Source organism: Candidatus Pelagibacter sp., from assembly GCF_052049835.1.
Taxonomy (GTDB): Bacteria; Pseudomonadota; Alphaproteobacteria; order Pelagibacterales; family Pelagibacteraceae; genus Pelagibacter.
In genome coordinates, this window is the sequence record NZ_JBNGZF010000001.1 from 74098 (window position 1) to 93430 (window position 19333).

The window sequence follows — 19333 nt, forward strand, 5'->3', positions numbered from 1 at the left end:
TTAGCTATTGAAATCCATTAACACAAATGTTTTATATTCACCTTTATGTCTAAAAATCCAGAATTTGTAAAATTTGATAAAGTAGATAAAAGTTATGATGGAAAAGTTCTTGTCGTTAAAGATCTCCAGCTAGATATTGCAGAAGGTGAATTCATAACGATGCTCGGGCCATCTGGCTCAGGTAAAACCACATGCTTAATGATGTTAGCTGGTTTCGAAACACCTACTCATGGTGAAATATTATTAGATGGAAATATAATTTCAAACATTCCTCCCCATAAAAGAGGTATTGGTATGGTATTTCAAAACTATGCATTGTTCCCTCATATGACTGTTTATGAAAACTTAGCTTTTCCATTAAGAGTAAGAAAAGTTGAAAAAGATGAAATAGATAAAAAAGTTGATAAAGCATTATCGATGGTTTCATTGAGTGGATTTGAAACTAGAATGCCAGCTCAACTTTCAGGCGGTCAGCAACAAAGGGTTGCAGTTGCAAGAGCTTTAGTGTTTGATCCAGCAGTCGTATTGATGGATGAACCTTTGGGAGCATTAGATAAAAATTTAAGAGAAAGCATGCAATATGAAATCAAACATATTCATGAAAGTATTGGTGTAACAGTTGTATATGTAACTCATGATCAAAGTGAGGCATTAACTATGTCAAATAGGATTGCAGTATTTAATGATGGAAAAGTTCAACAACTTTCAAATCCAGCAGAACTTTATGAGAAACCAGTAAATTCTTTTGTTGCTGAGTTTATTGGTGAAAATAATACATTTAATGGAGAGGTAGTTGATATTGCAAAAGATAAATGCAAAGTTAAATTAGCCAATTCAGAAATATTAGCTAATCCAATTTCTGTTAAGTCTAAAGGTGAAAAAACAACAGTCTCATTAAGACCCGAAAGAGCTCTAATAAATCCAATAGATAAAATGGATAATATGTTTACTGGAAAAATAGAAGAAGTAATTTATCATGGTGACCATACAAGAGTAAGATTAAATCTTTTGGGTAGTTCAGAATTTATCCTTAAAGTACCTAATAGTACGTCCAATTTAGAGCTAAAAGTCAGTCAAGATATAAATATTGGTTGGAACAGTACTGATGCAAGAGCATTAGATCCAAAATAATTTTCAATAAAAAAATTATATATATCAACGGCAAAATCAGCTGTTGACTTCAGTTTAGCTATTTGTTGTACTTTTAATTATATAAATTAATTTATATCAACGTTTAAACGGAGGAATAATGAGAAAAATAAGTAAGTTATTACTAGCTCTTTCTTTTGTTGTGTCTCTAACTTCTTCAGCCTTTGCTGTTACTGTAGCATCATGGGGTGGAGCATATACAGAGTCTCAAAAGCTAGGGTATGGTGATCCAACTGCTAAAGCACTAGGAATAGATATCAACTGGGTTGACTATTCTGGTGGTTTATCAGAAATCAAAGCACAAAAAGAAGCAGGTGCTATAACTTGGGATATTATAGACTTATTTGCATTCGACACTATTAACGGATGTGATGAAGGTTTATTTGTTAAATTTGATTTTGACAAAGACTTTCCAGCTGCACCAGACGGAACTCCTGCAAGTGAAGATTTCTTTACAGGAATGCCTAGTGAATGTGCTGTAGGTAATATTTTATATTCTTGGAACTATGCTTTTGATACAAGAGCATTTGGTGGTAAAGAGCCTAAGACAATTAAAGACTTCTTTAACACTAAAAGATTCCCAGGAAAAAGAGCAATCTACAATAGTGCTTTAACAAATTTAGAAATAGCATTAGCCGCTGACGGTGTAAAAATGGGTAAAGGTGGAGAGTTAATCTACAGAAAACTTGAAGCTGATGGTGGTATCGATAGAGCTATGAATAAAATTAAGAAACTTTGTACAGATCCAAACGGTGGATGTGTGTTCTGGTCTGCAGGTGCTCAACCACCTGAATTATTAGTTGCTGGTGAAGTTGTTATGGCAACTGGTTGGAACGGAAGATTCTTTAATGCTGAAATAGGTGAAGGTGCACCAATTAAACAAGTATGGGATGGTCAAGGTCTTGACTATGAGTATTTCGCACTTGTTAAAGGTGGTCCAGATGAAGCAAATGCTAAAAAAGCTTTAGCTATGATGACTAACACTGAAATGTTAGCTGGAAGTGCTAAGTACATTGCATATGCTCCTTGGAGAAAATCTTCTCTTGAAGTAATCAAAGCTGGTGAGCCATGGTACAAAGATGGTAAAACAGAGATGATGCCTCAAATGCCAACTGCTCCTGCAAACACTAAAAACTATTTCTTAGTAGACCCATTCTTCTGGGCTGATAACAATACTGAGATAAGTGAAAAGTGGGAAGCAATGAAAGCAGGCCTATAATTTCAGTTTTAAACACTGAATTTATATAATATATTTAGGGCGGTTATAACTAACCGCCCTATTTTTTTATGAGCTCTGAAACAAAACAAATTTTAACTACTGACGGAATACCATTAGAGGTCAGTTTAAAAAAAGCAGAAAAGAAGAACAAAATAAAAGCTTTTCTTCTTGTTGCTCCATTATTACTGTTTCTTATCATTACATATATTTTTCCTATTGTTGATATGTTTATGAGAAGCGTTGATGATAAAATGATTACTAATATGCTTCCCAAGACATTCAAAGCTATGGAAAAATGGGAGAATTTAGATGAGCTTCCACCGGAAGAGGTATTTTCTGCATTTTACTTTGATTTTAAATTATTAGTAAAAAAACAAGAACAAGGCAAGCTTGGTCAAAGATTAAATAAAGAAAAAAATGGCTTTAACTCAATAACTAAAAAACTTTTAAGACAAATTAAAAGAAAAAAAATAGATGAGAATGCAAATATTAAAGAGCAGTTAATGAAAGTTCATAAAAGATGGAGAAGTGTAGAATACTGGCAGGCAATTAAAAGGACAGCTCCTCCATATACGATGGCAAAATATTTAAAGGGAATGGATATGTATTTTGCTCCTGATGGAAGCATTGCTCAAGTAGATGAAGATAGAAGAATTCATAGAATTTTATGGCTTAGAACTTTGGAAATAGCCTTTTTTGTTACACTTTTTTGCTTTTTTATGGGGTATCCGATTGCTCATCTATTAGCAACACTTCCAATGAAATATAGCAATTTACTAATGATTTGTGTATTGCTTCCTTTCTGGACTTCTTTACTTGTTAGGACAGCAAGTTGGATGATTTTGCTACAGCAACAAGGCCTAGTAAATGATTTCTTTGTAATGATTGGTTTAGTATCAGACGATAATAGACCTGAGATGATGTATAACAAGGTTGGAACTTATGTCGCTATGACCCAGATATTGTTACCTTTTATGGTTCTTCCACTTTACAGTGTTATGAAAACTATATCTCCAAGTTTAATGAGAGCTGGAAAGTCTTTAGGTGGAACACCTTTTGTTGCTTTTTGGAAAGTTTATTTTCCATTGACAATACCAGGAATTGGAGCTGGATGTTTGTTGGTTTTCATTTTAGCAATAGGATATTATATTACTCCAGCTTTGGTGGGGGGCGCATCAGGAACTTTAATTAGCAATCAAATTGCATTTCATATGAAAACAACCCTCGACTGGAGTTTTGCTTCAGCAATGGGATTAATGCTTTTAACTGGAGTATTAGTTATTTATTGGATTTATAATAAATTAGTTGGAGTAGATAATATTAAATTAGGATAATATGGCATTACCAAGTTATACAGAGACAAGATATAGAGTTTGGCATTATATATACATTACTATTTGTGCTTTCATTTTTATCTTTTTAATTGCTCCTTTATTTGTAATTTTTCCACTGTCATTTAATGCGGAGGAATTTTTAGTGTTTTCTGAGGGTATGAAAAATCTAGACCCAGACGCATTCTCTCTAAGATGGTACAACGACATGATTTATGGAACAAAAAATCCTTGGGGGTTAGCTGCAAAAAATAGTTTTATAATTGCAATATTTGCTACTATTGGTTCCATAATTTTAGGTACACTAGCTGCTTTAGGATTAAGTAGTAGACATATGCCATACAAAGGTCTGATCATGGCAACTTTAATATCTCCCATGATTGTCCCTTTAATTATATCTGGTGTTGCAATTTTCTTTTTTATGGCAAAAGCTGGTTTGGCAGCGACACATACAGGAATAGTTTTGGCACATATAATTTTAGGAACACCATTTGTTGTGATCACTGTAACTGCTACACTTTCTGGGTTTGATCACAGTGTTACAAGAGCAGCTGCAAGTCTAGGTAGCAATCCAGTAAATACTTTTATGAAAATTACCCTTCCATTAATATTACCAGGTGTAATTTCTGGAGGGTTGTTTGCCTTTGTTACTTCTTTTGATGAAGTTGTGGTGGTACTGTTTTTAGCAGGCTTAGAAAACACTACTATTCCAATTCAAATGTGGACTGGATTAAGAGAACAATTGAGTCCCACAATTCTTGCTGTTGCCACATGTTTAATTATTTTATCTACTTTAATATTAATTAGTGCTGAATTATTAAGAAGAAGGTCAGAAAGATTAAGAGGAATAAATAGATAATTTACCAAAATAATTTATTCATATATAGAAGTTTTTATGGAAATAAAAAAAGTCGTTGTTATAGGCTCTGGTACTATGGGCAGCGGAATTGCTGCACATTTATGTAATGCAGGTGTTCCTGTTACCCTATTAGATTTGACTACTGAAATAAGTAAGAAAGCAAGAGAAAGAATACACAAATCTCGACCACCTTTGTTAATAGACAAAAGCACAATTAACAACATAAATGTTGGGAACATTGAGGAAAATTTTGATGTAGTAAAAGATGCAGATTGGGTTGTGGAGGCAGTAGTTGAAAGAATTGATATTAAACACAATATTTATGAGAAGATATTTAAGAACAGAAAAAGAGGTGCAATAGTTTCATCAAACACATCATCAATTCCAATTAAAGTTTTGTCAGAAAAACTAACTGATGAGGAAAAAAAAGATTTTTGTATTACTCACTTTTTTAATCCAGTTAGATACATGGGATTATTAGAAATTGTTAAAAATGAAAATAACAATTTGAATAAAATCAATTCATTAAAAAAATTTTGTGAAGTAGAGCTTGGTAAAGGAGCTATAATCTGTAACGATACCCCAGGATTTTTAGGTAATAGAATTGGTGTTTACGCAATGCAAGTTGCTATGACGGAGGCATTCAAAATGAAACTTTCAATAGAAGAAGCGGATGCAGTTTTTGGAAGACCAATGGGTATACCCAAAACAGGAGTTTTTGGATTGTATGACCTTATTGGAATTGATTTGATGGCCGATGTATTAAAGAGCTTTATAAAGGAACTTTCAGATAAAGATGAATTTCAAGTTGTTGCAAAAGAAATTCCATTAGTCAAAAAATTAATTGAGACAGGCTACACAGGTCGTAAAGGAAAAGGCGGCTTTTATAGAATGAATAAAAGTGGAGATCAAAAAATTTTAGAAGCAATAAATTTAGAAACAGGAGAGTATTCGGTAACAAAAAAAATAGATTTAGGAATTGAGACTGTTGATATTAGTAATTTAATTAATCGGAAAGATAAGTTTGGCGATTATGCCTGGATTGTAATTTCAAAAATAATTAAATATGCATCCTCACTTGTTCCAGGAATTACTAACAAGTTTAACGATATTGATGAAGCTATGAGACTAGGTTTTAATTGGGCGATGGGTCCATTTGAAATGCTGAGATCGATAGGTGTTAAAAATTTCTTTGAAAGAATTGATAGCTTTGAAAATAATAAATTTTTAGAAAATTTGTCAAAAACAAAAGATGAAAATTTCTATGGAGAAAGACAAATTTATACAGATATTCAAACTTTAGGAAAAATAAGACCATCAGCAATTAAACTGGATAAAAATAATTCAGCTGAAATTCATCGATTTAAAGATTTTAATATTGTTGAATTTACAACAAAAGCTTGTGCATTAGATTATGATTCAATGGATGCATTGAAAAACGCAACTGACAAACCTTTAATAATAATTAATGAAAGCATGCAATTTTCAGCAGGTGTTAATTTAAGTTATACTATGAATTTTGCTGACAAAGGAGATTTTAAATCAATTGAAAAATTCATTAAGTATTTTCAAGATACATGCAAAACTTTAAAATATTCTAAATACCCAGTTGTATCAGCTCCCTCTGGACTTACTCTTGGAGGAGGCTTTGAGGTTTTGGTTCAAAGTAATTTTGTCGCCTCGCACACAAATTTAGTTATTGGATTAGTTGAAACTATTGTTGGATTAGTTCCAGCAGGCGGAGGATGTAAAGAAATGTTGTGGAGATGGTCACAAACAGAGGAAGCAAAATCAGATCCAGATTATGCCCCACTAAAAGTTTTTGATATTATTGGTTATGCTAAAACAGCCACATCTCCAATTGAGGCTGAGCCATTAAAGTATTTAAGATCAGAGGACAGAAAAATAATGAACAGAAATAGTCTTTTTGAGGAAGCAAAAAATTTAATCGATCAAAATAAAGATTTTGTTCCTCCAGAAAAGTGCAAATTCAAACTTTCTGGAAAGCCATTGAAAGATAAAATGGTTAAGGTTTTAGAGAAATTATATAACGAAAAAATAATTTTAGATCATGGTATGCACGTTGGAATTGAGCTTGCAAATGTTTTAAGTGGTGGAGACACTACCATTGAAAAAGTATTGTCAGAGGATGATCTGTATAAACTAGAGCTAGATTCCTTTATGAGACTGATAGAAACAAAACAAACTCAAGAAAGAATTAAATATACATTATCGACAGGTAAACCTTTAGTTAATTAGAATTAAACATTCTAAAGGTTTTAATATAATCAGGTCTTAAAACATAAATTGCCTTATTTCCCGTTTTAATTTTAGTTAATATATCTAATCCATAAACTACTTTACCAATTGGAGTATACTCTCCTTGATAAATTGGAATTTCTTTTAATGTAATAAAGAATTCACTATCTTCTGTATCAAATTCAGTTGCTCTAGCAAAACCTACACTTCCCTCTGTAAATTTAAAATCATTGCTCAGTTCAGATTTTAACAATCCTAATCCAGACTTTCCACTACCAATTTTTGAATAATCTAAATTATTTATATTTCCATACTCGATATCTCCAGCTTGTACAAAAGTATTTTCTGAAACTTTATAAAAAGCGGAACCATCATACATTTTTTGTTTAATTAAAATTTTAAATCTTTCTACTGCTTTAGGAGAAATATCTGGATAAAGTTCAATTATTACATTTCCGCACTCAACATTCATTACTGCAATATTATTCGGTTCATTAAAATTAAGTTTACTTAAATTATTTTTTTCAACAAATAGACATTTATTTTTTAATAAAAAAAAGGATGTAAAAGCAAAAATTGAAAGACCGATCAAAAATATAAATAAAATTTTTTCTGATTTTGAAGCTTTAATAGTCTTGATCATAAAATATTTTTATCTATTTTAGCTAATTTTGATTTTATAAAATTCACTTTATTATTCAGAATTTTGTCACTATTAATTTTATCTTCAATTGTTTCTTTATCAGTCATTAAAAATGAAAAAATTTCTGCCATATCTTCAGAAGGGATAGATTTAGAATATTCTGTCAAAAAACCATTTGTTTTCTCATATAGATCTAAATTTAATCTTTCAGAACAAGTTGAACATTCAGCATAATTAAATGAAGTTAAATTAAAAGAAGAAAATTTTTCTTCATCAAAATATTCAATGTGAGTATTTTGAATCATATGAAAAATTTCATGGTGTATCATTCTTTCAAAATACTTTTTATTAAAATTTATATCTAAAATTAAGGTTCTATTTTTATTATCAGGTATTCCCCCAGTATTAATTTCGGAGATGAATAAATTTTCACAAAGTACAATATATTTTAATTTTATCTTGTTAAGAAAATTAGAGCTATATCGATTAAGATTTTTTTCAATCAAAGAAAATTTTGTATTTAAATTATTTATATTAACTTTGTCGCAAGCAATATTGTTATTTACACCAATTTTAAAATTACCTTTAGCACTTAAATAACGAATATTATTGTCGTTTTTTAATTTATAAATTTCTAAATTTGGAATTTTTATTAGATTATAAATTTCATCAGCATTTACATGTGAAATTTGAAAAATAAGAACAAATAAAAATAAAATTTTCATTAAATTATTATAGACGAATTAGATGAGATAATATTATCTTAGATTATTAAAAAATGAAAAAAGAAAGAAACAAAAATCCAATTCAACCAGTCAGCGGAACTAAAGTTCCAAGATTTGCTGGCCCTAGCACTTTTGCAAGACTTCCCGAACTAAGAGATGTAGAAAGTTGTGATGTTGCAATTGTTGGAATACCTTTTGATGCTGGTACAAGTTATCGACCTGGAGCAAGATTTGGTCCACAAAGTATCAGACAAGCCTCTAGACATTTAAGAACTAATTATCATCCAAATTATGATGTTGAGCCTTTCAAAATCCAACAAGTTGCTGATGCTGGTGATATCGCATGCAATCCATTTAGTATTGATGAAGCAATTAAACAAATAGAAGTAGGTGCAACAGATTTACTAAATAAGGTTGGAGGAATTATAAGTTTAGGTGGAGATCATACTATTGCAGTACCACTGTTAAGAGCAATCAATAAAAAAAATAAAGGCCCTGTATCTTTAGTTCATTTTGATGCCCACTTAGATACTTGGGACACATATTTTGGTGCGCCTTATACTCACGGAACTCCATTCAGAAGAGCAAGAGAGGAAGGACTATTTTTAGATGATGCTTCTATGCATGTTGGAATTCGAGGCCCACTGTATAGTAGAGATGACATTAAAAATGATGAAAGTTTTGGATTTAAAATAATTCATTGTGATGAGTTTCAAACAGAAGGAACCGATAAAATAGCAGAAAGAATAAGAAAAAGAGTTGGAGATAATCCTCTATACTTATCAATTGATATTGATGTTTTAGATCCAGCATTTGCTCCAGGCACTGGTACACCAGAAATTGCAGGAATGACTACAAGAGAAATGGTAAATGTTTTAAGAGGTTTGTCTGGATTAAATTTAGTTTCAGCAGATGTAGTTGAAGTTTCACCTGCATATGATCATGCAGAAGTTACATCTCTTGCAGCTGCAACCATTGTTTATGAATTAACTAATTTATTTGCAAAAACATAAAGAAAGGATAGCGTAATAATATGTTAGACAAAAAAAATTTTTACATTAACGGAGCCTGGGTTAAGCCAAATAGCTCTGAGGAGATTAAAGTAATTGATCCTGCTACTGAAGAAAATTGTGCAGTAATTACTTTAGGTAACAAAGCTGACATTGATATCGCTGTTAATGCAGCTAAAGATGCCTATGAGTCTTGGGCCTTTTCTTCTAAAGAAGAAAGAATTGCACTATTAGAAAAACTTTATGAAAATTATAAAAAAAGATGGGCAGATATTGCAGAAGCTATAACTCTTGAAATGGGTGCTCCAAAAGATTTCGCTACAAAATTACAAGCGGGAACAGGAGCAAGTCATATTAAATCATTTATTAGATATTTAAAAAATTTTGAATTTGAAAAACCATTAGGAGAACATGCTCCTAACCAAAGATTAATTTATGAACCAAAAGGTGTTTGTGCATTAATAACACCATGGAATTGGCCTATGAACCAAGTTTGCCTAAAAGTAATGCCAGCAATAGCTTCAGGTTGTACAATGGTTTTAAAGCCATCAGAATTAGCTCCACTCTCATCTATGATACTTGCTGAAATTATTGACGAAGTAAAATTTCCAAAAGGTGTATTTAATTTAGTTAACGGAGATGGAGCAACAACAGGAGATGCGCTTACAAGTCATCCAGATATTAATATGATTTCTTTTACAGGATCAACAAGAGCAGGAGCTTTGATTTCACAAAATGCTGCTAAAGATTTTAAAAGAGTAAGCTTAGAATTAGGCGGTAAGGGAGCAAACATTATTTTTAAAGATGCAGATCCAGAAGCAATTGAAAGAGGAGCTTTAAGATGTTTTAGAAATTCTGGGCAATCTTGTAATGCTCCAACAAGAATGTTAGTTGAAAAATCAATGTATGAAGAGGCTATTGAGAGATTAAAAAAATATACTGAGAGTTTTGAGGTGGGAGATCCTAAAAAAGAAGGAGAGCATATAGGTCCAGTTATTTCAAAAACTCAATACAATAAAATACAAACTTTAATCCAAAAAGGAATAGATGAAGGTGCAAAATTAGTTGCTGGAGGAACAGGTAAACCGGATGGATTAGACAAAGGTTACTTTGTTAAACCAACTGTTTTTGCAGATGTAAATAATAATATGGAAGTTGCAAGAACAGAAATTTTTGGACCTGTTTTATCTGTTATTCCATTTGAAACAGAAGAAGAGGCAATAACAATTGCTAATGATACTGCTTATGGATTGACAAATTATATTCAAACCCAGGACTCTGAAAAAGTACAAAGAGTTGCAAGAAAATTAAGATCTGGAATGGTTGATGTAAATGGCGCTGGTATTGCAGTTGATGCTCCATTTGGAGGTTTCAAACATTCTGGAATAGGTCGAGAAGCAGGTGAACACGGTTTAGAAGAGTTTTTAGAAGTAAAAGCCGTAGGTGGTTGGAGTTAATTTACTGATTTATCTTTTACACCTTCTAAAAATTTAAGACATCTTTTCATTTCATTTAATTCTATGAACTCATCAATTTTGTGAGCTTGTTCAATTGATCCAGGTCCACAAACAACTGTACTAATTCCTAATTCTTGAAATAAACCAGCTTCTGTTCCAAAAGAAACTACTTCTCTTGAATTATCACCAGTTATATTTGATACAAATTCACATGCTTCAGACTCATCCAATCTGTTAAAACCAACAACTTCACCTATTACTTCTTTTTTAATATAAGAATCTGGAAATACTTTTTTCATTTCTGGTAAGAGCACTTCATTTGCATATTTATCAATTTCATTCGTGACAAATTCCCCATCTTCTTTAACAACTGGCCTTGTTTCCCATTCAACACTGCATTTATCTGCAATGACATTATGGGCAATACCACCTTTAATTCCACCAATTGATAAAGTTGAATGTGGAGGATCAAAAATACTATCTTTTTGAACTCTTTTTTTTAATTCTTCTCTAATCTCTAAAAGTTTTCCAACATATCTAGTAGCATATTCAGCCGCATTTACTCCTAAATGTGGTTTAGAACTATGTCCCGCAAGTCCTCCAAAGTGAACTGTATATTCATTCATACCTTTGTGGGCATCAATAATTTTCATTTTAGTTGGTTCACCAATTATACAAATTCCATTTTTTATATCTCTTTTTTTCAATTCCTCTATTAATAAAGGAGCTCCAATACATGCAGTCTCTTCATCAAATGTATAACAGAAATGCAAGTCTCTATCTAAATTACTTTCTTTGAAAAGAGGTGCATAAGCAAGTGTACATGCAATAAAACCTTTCATATCACATGAACCTCTTCCATATAATTTATCATTTTTAATAGTTGCAACGAATGGATCGCTGCTCCAACCTTTAGACACTGGAACCACATCAGTGTGTCCAGATAATATGATGGGTTTTTTTGTGCTTTGATTCTTTGCTTTTAAGGTTCCAAAAAGATTAACTCTTTTTTTTTCATCATCATAAACTTTGAAAGTATCTATACCAATGTTCTTTAAAATTTTTTCACAATAATCAATTAAATTACTGTTATCTTGACCTGAGATAGTTTTAAATGCGATTAAGTCAGTTAAAATCTTGATTGATTTTTCATATAAATTGTTATCTATACTCATAAACTTAAAACACTATATTATATTATGATTAAAGAGCAAATTACCTATAATGATTTTGATAAAGTAGATATTAGAATTGGTACTGTAATTTCTGTTAAAAAAAATGAAAAAGCTAGAAAACCTTCATTAGTTATTGAAGTTGATTTTGGAAGTGAAATTGGTATTAAGCAATCTTCAGCTCAAATTACTCACTATTATAATGAGGAGAATTTAAAAGGAAAACAAGTTATTGCTGTTTGTAATTTTCCTGAAAAAAATATTGCTGGAATAGTTTCTCAAGTGTTGGTTTTAGGAGCAATTGATGCTGATGGAAAGGTTACACTTGTTCATCCCTCTCAAAAAGCAGAAAATGGATTACCAATCGCATAGTAATGCATCCTGAAATTCTTTCTATAACTTTATTCGGGATTGTTGCAGCATTTACTCCCGGACCAAATAATTTTGTTGCTTTTTATTCTGGCTTCAATTTTGGGATTCTTAGAACACTACCACATATAATTGGTGTAACCTTAGGATTTCCTTTTTTATTATTATGTTTAGCTTTAGGGTTGATAAATATTTTTAAGCTATATCCTTTAATCCAAGAGGTATTAAAATATTTAGGAACTCTATTTTTAATTTATTTAGCATACAAAATTTCTTTTTCAGGACCTTCTGAGCAGGAAAATAAAAATAAAAATCCAATTAAATTTCATGAAACTTTTATTTTTCAATTTTTAAATCCCAAAGGGGTTCTCGCATCAATTATTCTTGTTTCAACTTATATTAATCCAGGAGAAACTTTTGTCAGTTATACGACTCAAATTATTATTATGGCTTTAATTGTTTCAGTGAGTAGTATAACTCTGTGGACTTTTTTAGGTAAATTTTTTAGGAAATTCGCGACAAATCAGAAATTTATTAATTACTTTAATTATGCTATGTCACTGCTTCTTTTAACAAGCATAATAACTTTTTATTTATAATATGACCCCAGGAAACAAAAATTCTTACAATTCACTTAACAAAATCAAAGTTAATGACAAAGAGTATAATTATTACTCATTAAACGATGCAGAAAAAAATGGACTTGAGGGAATAAATAAACTTCCAAAATCTTTGAAAGTTTTATTAGAGAATTTATTAAGATACGAGGACGACTTAACTGTAACAAAATCTCAAATAGAAGCGATTAAAAACTGGCTAAAGACAAAAAAATCTAAAACTGAAATTGCATATAGACCAGCAAGAGTTTTACTTCAAGACTATACAGGAATACCCGCGGTTGCAGATTTAGCTGCAATGAGAGAAGCGGTTAAAGAAAAAAATAAAGATCCAAATACAATCAATCCACTATCTGCAGTTGATCTTGTAATTGATCACTCTGTGCAAGTCGACCAGTCTGCAAAAGCAGATTCTTTTGAAAAAAATGTGGATATAGAATTTGAAAGAAATGGTGAGAGATATTCTTTTTTAAAATGGGGGCAGCAGGCATTTGATAACTTTAGAATAGTTCCACCAGGAACAGGAATTTGCCACCAAGTAAATCTAGAATATTTGTCAAAAGTTGTTTGGTCAGAAGAATTTAAAGGAGAAAAATATCTTTTTCCAGATACTTTAGTTGGTACCGATAGTCATACAACAATGGTAAATGGATTATCTGTTTTAGGATGGGGTGTTGGAGGAATTGAAGCTGAAGCAGGAATGTTAGGTCAACCAATTTCTATGTTAATACCAGAAGTCATCGGTTTTGAAATGAAAAACAAAATGCCAGAAGGAACTACTGCAACTGATTTAGTATTAACTGTTGTTAAAATGTTAAGAGATAAAGGAGTGGTTGGCAAGTTTGTTGAGTTTTATGGAGAAGGTTTAAAAAATTTAACTCTTGCAGATAGAGCCACAATTGCAAACATGGCACCAGAATATGGTGCTACTTGTGGTTTTTTTCCTATTGATGAGGAAACACTAAAGTATTTAAAATTTTCTGGAAGAGATCAACAAACTGTTGATATTGTAGAAAATTATGCCAAGGAACAAGGTCTATGGTTGAGTAATGAAATAGAATTTACTGATATTATATCTTTAGATATGTCCACAGTTGTACCAACTATTTCAGGACCTAAAAGACCTCAAGACAAAGTTCTTTTAACAGATGCACCTGGTTCGTTTCAAAAAATATTGCAGGAAGCTACAAATAAAAATGAAAAGTCAATTTCAAAAGTAATAAATACAGATTATGAAATTAAAGATGGCTCAATATTAATTGCAGCAATAACTTCTTGTACGAACACTTCTAATCCAAATGTTCTAATTGGGGCTGGACTATTAGCAAAAAAAGCTATTGAAAAAGGTTTGAAAGTTAAACCTTGGGTAAAAACTTCTTTAGCACCTGGATCTCAAGTAGTTACAGATTATTTGGCAAAAGCTGGATTAAACATTTATCTAGATCAGCTTGGTTTTAATTTAGTTGGTTATGGCTGTACAACTTGCATTGGAAATTCAGGACCACTTCCAGAAAATATTGTAGAAGCAATTCAAAAAGAAAATATTTATGCAGTTTCAGTTTTATCAGGAAATAGAAATTTTGAGGGAAGAATTTCACCACATATAAAAGCAAACTATTTAGCTTCACCTCCGCTTGTTGTTGCATATGCAATAGCAGGGCATATGGAAGTTGATTTATATAAAGATTCGTTAGGAAAAGATAAAGAAGGAAACGATGTATTTTTAAAAGATATTTGGCCTTCAAATAAAGAGATAGAGGATACTTTAAAAGACTCTCTTAATGCTGAGATGTTTGTACAAAGATACTCAAATGTTTCTGAGGGCCCAACTCAATGGCAAAAAATTAAAACTGATAAAAGCAGTATCTATAATTGGGATGAAGGATCAACATATGTAAAAAAACCTCCGTTTTTTGACTCGTTACCAGATAAACCGGAAGGATTTAAAGAAATTAAGGATGCAAGACCATTATTAATTTTAGGTGATATGGTGACTACTGACCATATATCGCCAGCTGGCAGTATTCAAAAAGATAGTCCAACTGGTGAATATTTCATGGAACATCAAATTTTACCTAAAGATTATAATTCATATGGTTCAAGAAGAGGTAACCATGAAGTTATGATGCGAGGAACGTTTGCAAATATAAGAATTAGAAATGAAATGGCTCCTGGTACAGAAGGTGGTTTTACAAAGTTATATCCAGAAGACAAAGTTCTTCCTGTCTACGATGCGGTAGTTGAATATAAAAAAAGAGGAACAGATTTAGTTGTAATTGGCGGGAAAGAGTATGGAACTGGATCATCTAGAGATTGGGCAGCTAAAGGAACAAAATTACTGGGTATAAAAGCAGTAATTGCAGAAAGTTTTGAAAGAATCCATCGATCTAACTTAATTGGAATGGGAATATTGCCATTACAATTTATTGATGATGTAAATAGAAAAAACTTAAAATTAATTGGTTCTGAATTAATTAGCATTCTAAATATAGAAAAGGGTATTAATCCATCAGATGAAGTAGCTGTTGAAATTAAATATGTCTCTGGTGAAATAAAAAAAATTAGAACTTTATGCAGAATTGATACAAAAAATGAATTAGAATATTATAAAAATGGAGGTATTTTGCAGTACGTTTTAAGGAATATGATCTAGTTATGGATGAAGAATTATCAATTATAAACGCAAATACTAGAAACGAAAAAATTAGAAATTTTTTTATAAACAATAAAAATAAAATAATATTTGGAATAATAATCTTAGTGATTATTGTGACAGCCGTTTATAGCTTTGACAAATATTTAACAAACAAAAAAAAAGAAATATCAGACAATTATAACTCAATAATTATAGAGTATTCAGAAAATTCAAAAGATGAAACTGCAAACAAATTAATTGAAATTATAGGTAAAAAAGATCCAACTTATTCTCCATTATCATTATATTTTATTATCGATAATGATTTAGTTTCAGATAAAAAAGTTGTATTTGATTTATTTAAAACAATTATTAATGACACATCTCTCGATAAAGAAATTAAAAATTTAGTTATCTATAAAAAAGCTTTATTTTATGTAGCTGAAATAGATGATAATGAGAATGAGTTGTTAGATATTTTAAATCCATTAATAAACTCTGAAAGTGTATGGAAATCACACGCTTTATATTTAATGGCTGAGTATTATTATTCAAAAAACCAAAAACAAAAAGCTAAAGAATTTTATGAAAAAATTATTTCCTTAGAAAATACTAATCCTGATATAAATAAAGAAGCTCAAAAAAGATTGAATAGAGATTTTAGTGAATAAGATTATATATTTATTTATTTTAATTATTTTAACAGGATGTTCACTAAACAAAAATTCCAAGTTTTGGTCAACATCAGAAACAATTAATGAAGACACCGATAGCATAAATACATCAAAGTCAGAGGAAATTCTTAAGAAAAGTTTAGTCTATGAAAAAGAGTTTAATCAAAATCTTAAAATAAAAGTTGAGGGAAATTTTAATAAAAATAAACAAATAGATTATTTAACTAATAACAATAGTAGAGTAAATTTTAATGGTAAGCTTGAAACTATATCCAGATATAAATTTTCGAAAATTAAAAATTTTTATCAATATGAACCTGAAATAGTTTTTCACAATAAAAGTTTAATTTTTTTTGATAACAGAGGTACTATTTTAAAATTTAACGAAAAGTCAAAATTAGAATGGGAAAAAAATTATTACTCAAAATCTGAAAAAAAATTAAAACCTATTTTGCAATTTTCAAATAATGAAAATTATTTGATTGTAGCAGACAATTTAGCAAAATATTTTATGTTAAATATTGAAACAGGTGAATTAATTTGGTCAAAAAGAAATGTTGCACCTTTCAATTCTCAAATCAAAATATATCAGGATAAATTTTTTATAATTGATTTTTCTAATACTCTTAGATGTTTCTCTTTAAAAAATGGTGATGAATTATGGAGCGTAAAAACACAAAATTCTTTGATAAGATCTCAAAAAAAGTTGTCAATTGTTATTACTAAAGATATTGTTTATTTTAATAACTCAATTGGAGATATAAGTGCTGTTGATTTAAATAATGGTGAATTATTATGGCAACTTCCTACACAAAATACGTTGATTTATGAGTCGTCATTTTCATTAGAAACTTCTGATATCGTTGCAGATAATAAATCGCTTTACTTTTCTAATAATCAGAATCAATTTTTTTCAATAGATATTGATAGTGGAAATTTTAATTGGCAAACGAAAATAAATTCTAATTTAAGACCCATAATCATAGGAAATATCTTATTTACAATATCATTAGAAGGTTATTTATTTTTAATTGATAAAAATAAAGGAAGCATAATAAGGGTCACCGATATATTTGATAATTTTAAATCAAAAAAACGAAATTTAATTAAACCTACTGGATTTATTCTTGGGAAAGATAATATCTATCTTTCAACAAATAATGGTAGATTATTGGTAATTGATATAGCTAATGGAAAAACTATTTCTACTTTAAAAATTGATAATGAAACAATATTAAAACCAGTATTTTTTGATGAAAAACTATTTCTAGTTAAAAATAATGCAATCATTAGACTTAATTAATGTTTCTAAAATTTTTAGAAAAAATTGGAAGAAAAAAAGTTGTATTAGATAGAGGACCTTCACATCCTAATTTTAAAGAGGCAAAGCCTTGGATGAACCGTTACTATGTTTTGATGAGGTATCGACCTAAATGGTTTCCATTCAATATATTAATTCATGAGATGCTAGCAGATGACCATGGAGAAGGAGTTCATAATCATACATTTCCTTACATTACTATAATTTTAAGAGGTGGTTACTGGGAAACATTAAGCACTGGTAAGTTTTGGCGTCCACCAGGGTATATTGGCTTTAGATCAGCAAATAATTTGCATCGAGTAGATTTGGAACCAGGAACCAAACCATTAACTTTATTTATCTCAGGTCCATTCGGGCTAAGGAAAGGACCAAGATCTGAGTATGGTATTGACTTTAAAACTAAAAAAAATTGATGTCAAAAAAATTTGAAAAAGAATTCATATCTTATTGTGAAAATAAAAATTTAGAAGTTAATACTAACCAAATCAAAGTTATTAAAAAATTAGAAGCTTACCATCATATTAATAATAAATCATTTTTTTTAAAATTTTTTTCCAAACAAAAAACTAAAAAAGGATTTTATTTATATGGTGGTGTAGGGGTTGGTAAAACAATGATTTTAAACTTTTTTTATGATCATTTTGAAAAAAAAAAATTAAAAAAGCATTTTAATGAATTTATGTTAGATTTTCATGATTTTGTTCATGAAAGTAAAGAAAAGAATGATGAAAATGTAATTAATCATTTTGTTAAAAATTTAAAATCAAAAGCTTCTTTAATTTATTTTGATGAATTTCAAGTAACTAATATTGTAGATGCTATGATTTTAGGAAAACTATTTGATGAAATATTTAAAGAAGATATTAAAATTATTGTTACTTCAAATACTAAAATTTCAGAACTTTATAAAGAAGGTCTTCAACGTGAACAATTTATACCTTTTATAAAAATAATGGAAGATCAATCAATCGAGTATGAATTAAAAATTGAGGATGATTACAGAAAATCTAATAATAACCAAAAACAAAGATATTTTTTTCCACTTAATCAAGAAACCAATTTTAAGATTAACAAATTTTTTAGAACTATAACAAAGAATAAAAAACAATCTTTAATAAAAATTAATGTGAAGGGAAGAGAATTTAAAATAGAAAATTTTTATGAGGGAATTGTTAGATTTGACTTTAATCAACTTTGCGATCAAAATTTAGGAGCGGAGGACTATTTAGAAATAGTAAAAAACTGTAAATTTATGGTAATAGATCAAATACCTCAATTTAATGATGTAAATTCAAATCAACAACAACGTTTTATCACTTTGTTAGATGTAATTTATGATAAAAACATTTCATTAGCAGTTACAGCTGATCTAAATTTAGATCAATTTACCTCTTCAAGATTTTTAGAAAAACCATTTAAACGAACCATTAGTCGTCTGTATGAGCTAACATCGAAGGAGTACAATCAATGAAACAAGAATTCTACAATCTTCAAATTAAGACTAATGGTCAAAAGTTATATGAGTTTACTAATGATACAATTCATTGGATTGGTCAAAATAACTTTAAAAATGGTATTCTTAATTTAAGTATTCAGCACACAAGCGCCTCATTAATTGTTCAAGAAAATGCAGATCCAGATGTACAAACAGATTTAATAAATTATTTTGATAAATTAGCTCCTATGGATAACAAACTATATGTTCATACTACAGAGGGAAAAGATGATATGCCTGCACATATTAAATCCGCATTAACAAATAATCAAATTTCTCTAAGTGTGAAAGATAGTGAATTGCTGCTTGGAACTTGGCAGGGCATATATTTATTTGAACACAGATTAGGGGACCAAATAAGAACTATTATTCATCATTTTATTGGAGAATAAAATAAA

General features: G+C 29.9%; 18 protein-coding genes. 15 read left to right on the plus strand and 3 right to left on the minus strand.

Annotated elements, in window-relative coordinates; all coding sequences use genetic code 11:
- The first annotated feature begins 45 nt into the window (after positions 1-45).
- From ACTT9R_RS00380 to ACTT9R_RS00400, 5 genes are all read left to right on the plus strand, one after another.
- On the plus strand, positions 46-1131 hold the full coding sequence (locus ACTT9R_RS00380; RefSeq protein WP_440926104.1) for an ABC transporter ATP-binding protein: 1086 nt from the start codon (positions 46-48) through the stop codon (positions 1129-1131).
- Positions 1132-1249: 118 nt separating this feature from the next.
- Entirely contained in the window at positions 1250-2368 is a 1119-nt protein-coding gene (locus ACTT9R_RS00385; protein ID WP_440926105.1) for an extracellular solute-binding protein, read from the plus strand.
- 68 nt (positions 2369-2436) lie between these two features.
- Positions 2437-3702: an ABC transporter permease gene (locus ACTT9R_RS00390; RefSeq protein ID WP_440926106.1), complete on the plus strand. Its 1266-nt coding sequence runs from the start codon at positions 2437-2439 to the stop codon at positions 3700-3702.
- A 1-nt stretch (position 3703) separates the two neighbouring features.
- Positions 3704-4558: an ABC transporter permease gene (locus ACTT9R_RS00395; RefSeq protein WP_440926107.1), complete on the plus strand. Its 855-nt coding sequence runs from the start codon at positions 3704-3706 to the stop codon at positions 4556-4558.
- A 36-nt stretch (positions 4559-4594) separates the two neighbouring features.
- Complete coding sequence (locus ACTT9R_RS00400) at positions 4595-6817, plus strand: 3-hydroxyacyl-CoA dehydrogenase NAD-binding domain-containing protein (protein ID WP_440926108.1); 2223 nt, start codon at positions 4595-4597, stop codon at positions 6815-6817.
- Here ACTT9R_RS00400 and ACTT9R_RS00405 read toward each other — a convergent pair.
- Positions 6810-7460: a peptidylprolyl isomerase gene (locus ACTT9R_RS00405; protein ID WP_440926109.1), complete on the minus strand. Its 651-nt coding sequence runs from the start codon at positions 7458-7460 to the stop codon at positions 6810-6812. The two genes, ACTT9R_RS00400 and ACTT9R_RS00405, sit on opposite strands and share 8 nt — an antisense overlap.
- Positions 7457-8185 carry a putative zinc-binding metallopeptidase gene (locus tag ACTT9R_RS00410; protein WP_440926110.1) on the minus strand — a complete coding sequence of 243 codons (729 nt, stop codon included), beginning with the start codon at positions 8183-8185 and terminating at the stop codon, positions 7457-7459. Before ACTT9R_RS00410 ends, ACTT9R_RS00405 begins: the two co-directional genes overlap by 4 nt.
- Positions 8186-8238: 53 nt before the next feature.
- Here ACTT9R_RS00410 and speB point away from each other — a divergent pair, with 53 nt between their 5' ends.
- Together speB and ACTT9R_RS00420 are read left to right on the plus strand one after the other, a co-directional pair.
- Positions 8239-9198: an agmatinase gene (gene speB / locus ACTT9R_RS00415; protein WP_075484331.1), complete on the plus strand. Its 960-nt coding sequence runs from the start codon at positions 8239-8241 to the stop codon at positions 9196-9198.
- Between the two features lie 20 nt (positions 9199-9218).
- Positions 9219-10652, plus strand: a complete 1434-nt coding sequence (locus ACTT9R_RS00420) for an aldehyde dehydrogenase family protein (protein ID WP_440926111.1) — start codon at positions 9219-9221, stop codon at positions 10650-10652.
- Here ACTT9R_RS00420 and argE read toward each other — a convergent pair.
- A complete protein-coding gene (gene argE, locus ACTT9R_RS00425; RefSeq protein ID WP_440926112.1) occupies positions 10649-11827 on the minus strand; it encodes an acetylornithine deacetylase in 1179 nt (392 codons plus the stop codon). The genes ACTT9R_RS00420 and argE overlap by 4 nt on opposite strands.
- Before the next feature lie 27 nt (positions 11828-11854).
- Here argE and ACTT9R_RS00430 point away from each other — a divergent pair, with 27 nt between their 5' ends.
- From ACTT9R_RS00430 to ACTT9R_RS00465, 8 genes are read left to right on the plus strand one after another with little or no spacing between them, the layout of a single operon-like run.
- Complete coding sequence (locus ACTT9R_RS00430) at positions 11855-12196, plus strand: tRNA-binding protein (protein WP_440926314.1); 342 nt, start codon at positions 11855-11857, stop codon at positions 12194-12196.
- 2 nt (positions 12197-12198) lie between these two features.
- Positions 12199-12792 carry a LysE family translocator gene (locus ACTT9R_RS00435; RefSeq protein WP_440926113.1) on the plus strand — a complete coding sequence of 198 codons (594 nt, stop codon included), beginning with the start codon at positions 12199-12201 and terminating at the stop codon, positions 12790-12792.
- A 1-nt stretch (position 12793) separates the two neighbouring features.
- Entirely contained in the window at positions 12794-15463 is a 2670-nt protein-coding gene (gene acnA / locus ACTT9R_RS00440; RefSeq protein ID WP_440926114.1) for an aconitate hydratase AcnA, read from the plus strand.
- 2 nt (positions 15464-15465) lie between these two features.
- The gene (locus ACTT9R_RS00445; protein ID WP_440926115.1) at positions 15466-16116 is read left to right on the plus strand and encodes a tetratricopeptide repeat protein; all 651 of its coding nucleotides are present in this window, start codon (positions 15466-15468) and stop codon (positions 16114-16116) included.
- Complete coding sequence (locus ACTT9R_RS00450; protein WP_440926116.1) at positions 16109-17422, plus strand: PQQ-binding-like beta-propeller repeat protein; 1314 nt, start codon at positions 16109-16111, stop codon at positions 17420-17422. The genes ACTT9R_RS00445 and ACTT9R_RS00450 overlap by 8 nt, the downstream gene beginning before the upstream one ends.
- A complete protein-coding gene (locus ACTT9R_RS00455) occupies positions 17422-17853 on the plus strand; it encodes a hypothetical protein (protein ID WP_075504010.1) in 432 nt (143 codons plus the stop codon). Before ACTT9R_RS00450 ends, ACTT9R_RS00455 begins: the two co-directional genes overlap by 1 nt.
- A complete protein-coding gene (gene zapE / locus ACTT9R_RS00460) occupies positions 17853-18911 on the plus strand; it encodes a cell division protein ZapE (RefSeq protein ID WP_440926117.1) in 1059 nt (352 codons plus the stop codon). Before ACTT9R_RS00455 ends, zapE begins: the two co-directional genes overlap by 1 nt.
- Positions 18908-19327, plus strand: coding sequence for a secondary thiamine-phosphate synthase enzyme YjbQ (locus ACTT9R_RS00465; RefSeq protein ID WP_440926118.1), 420 nt, complete (start codon positions 18908-18910; stop codon positions 19325-19327). Before zapE ends, ACTT9R_RS00465 begins: the two co-directional genes overlap by 4 nt.
- The last annotated feature ends 6 nt before the right edge of the window (positions 19328-19333 follow it).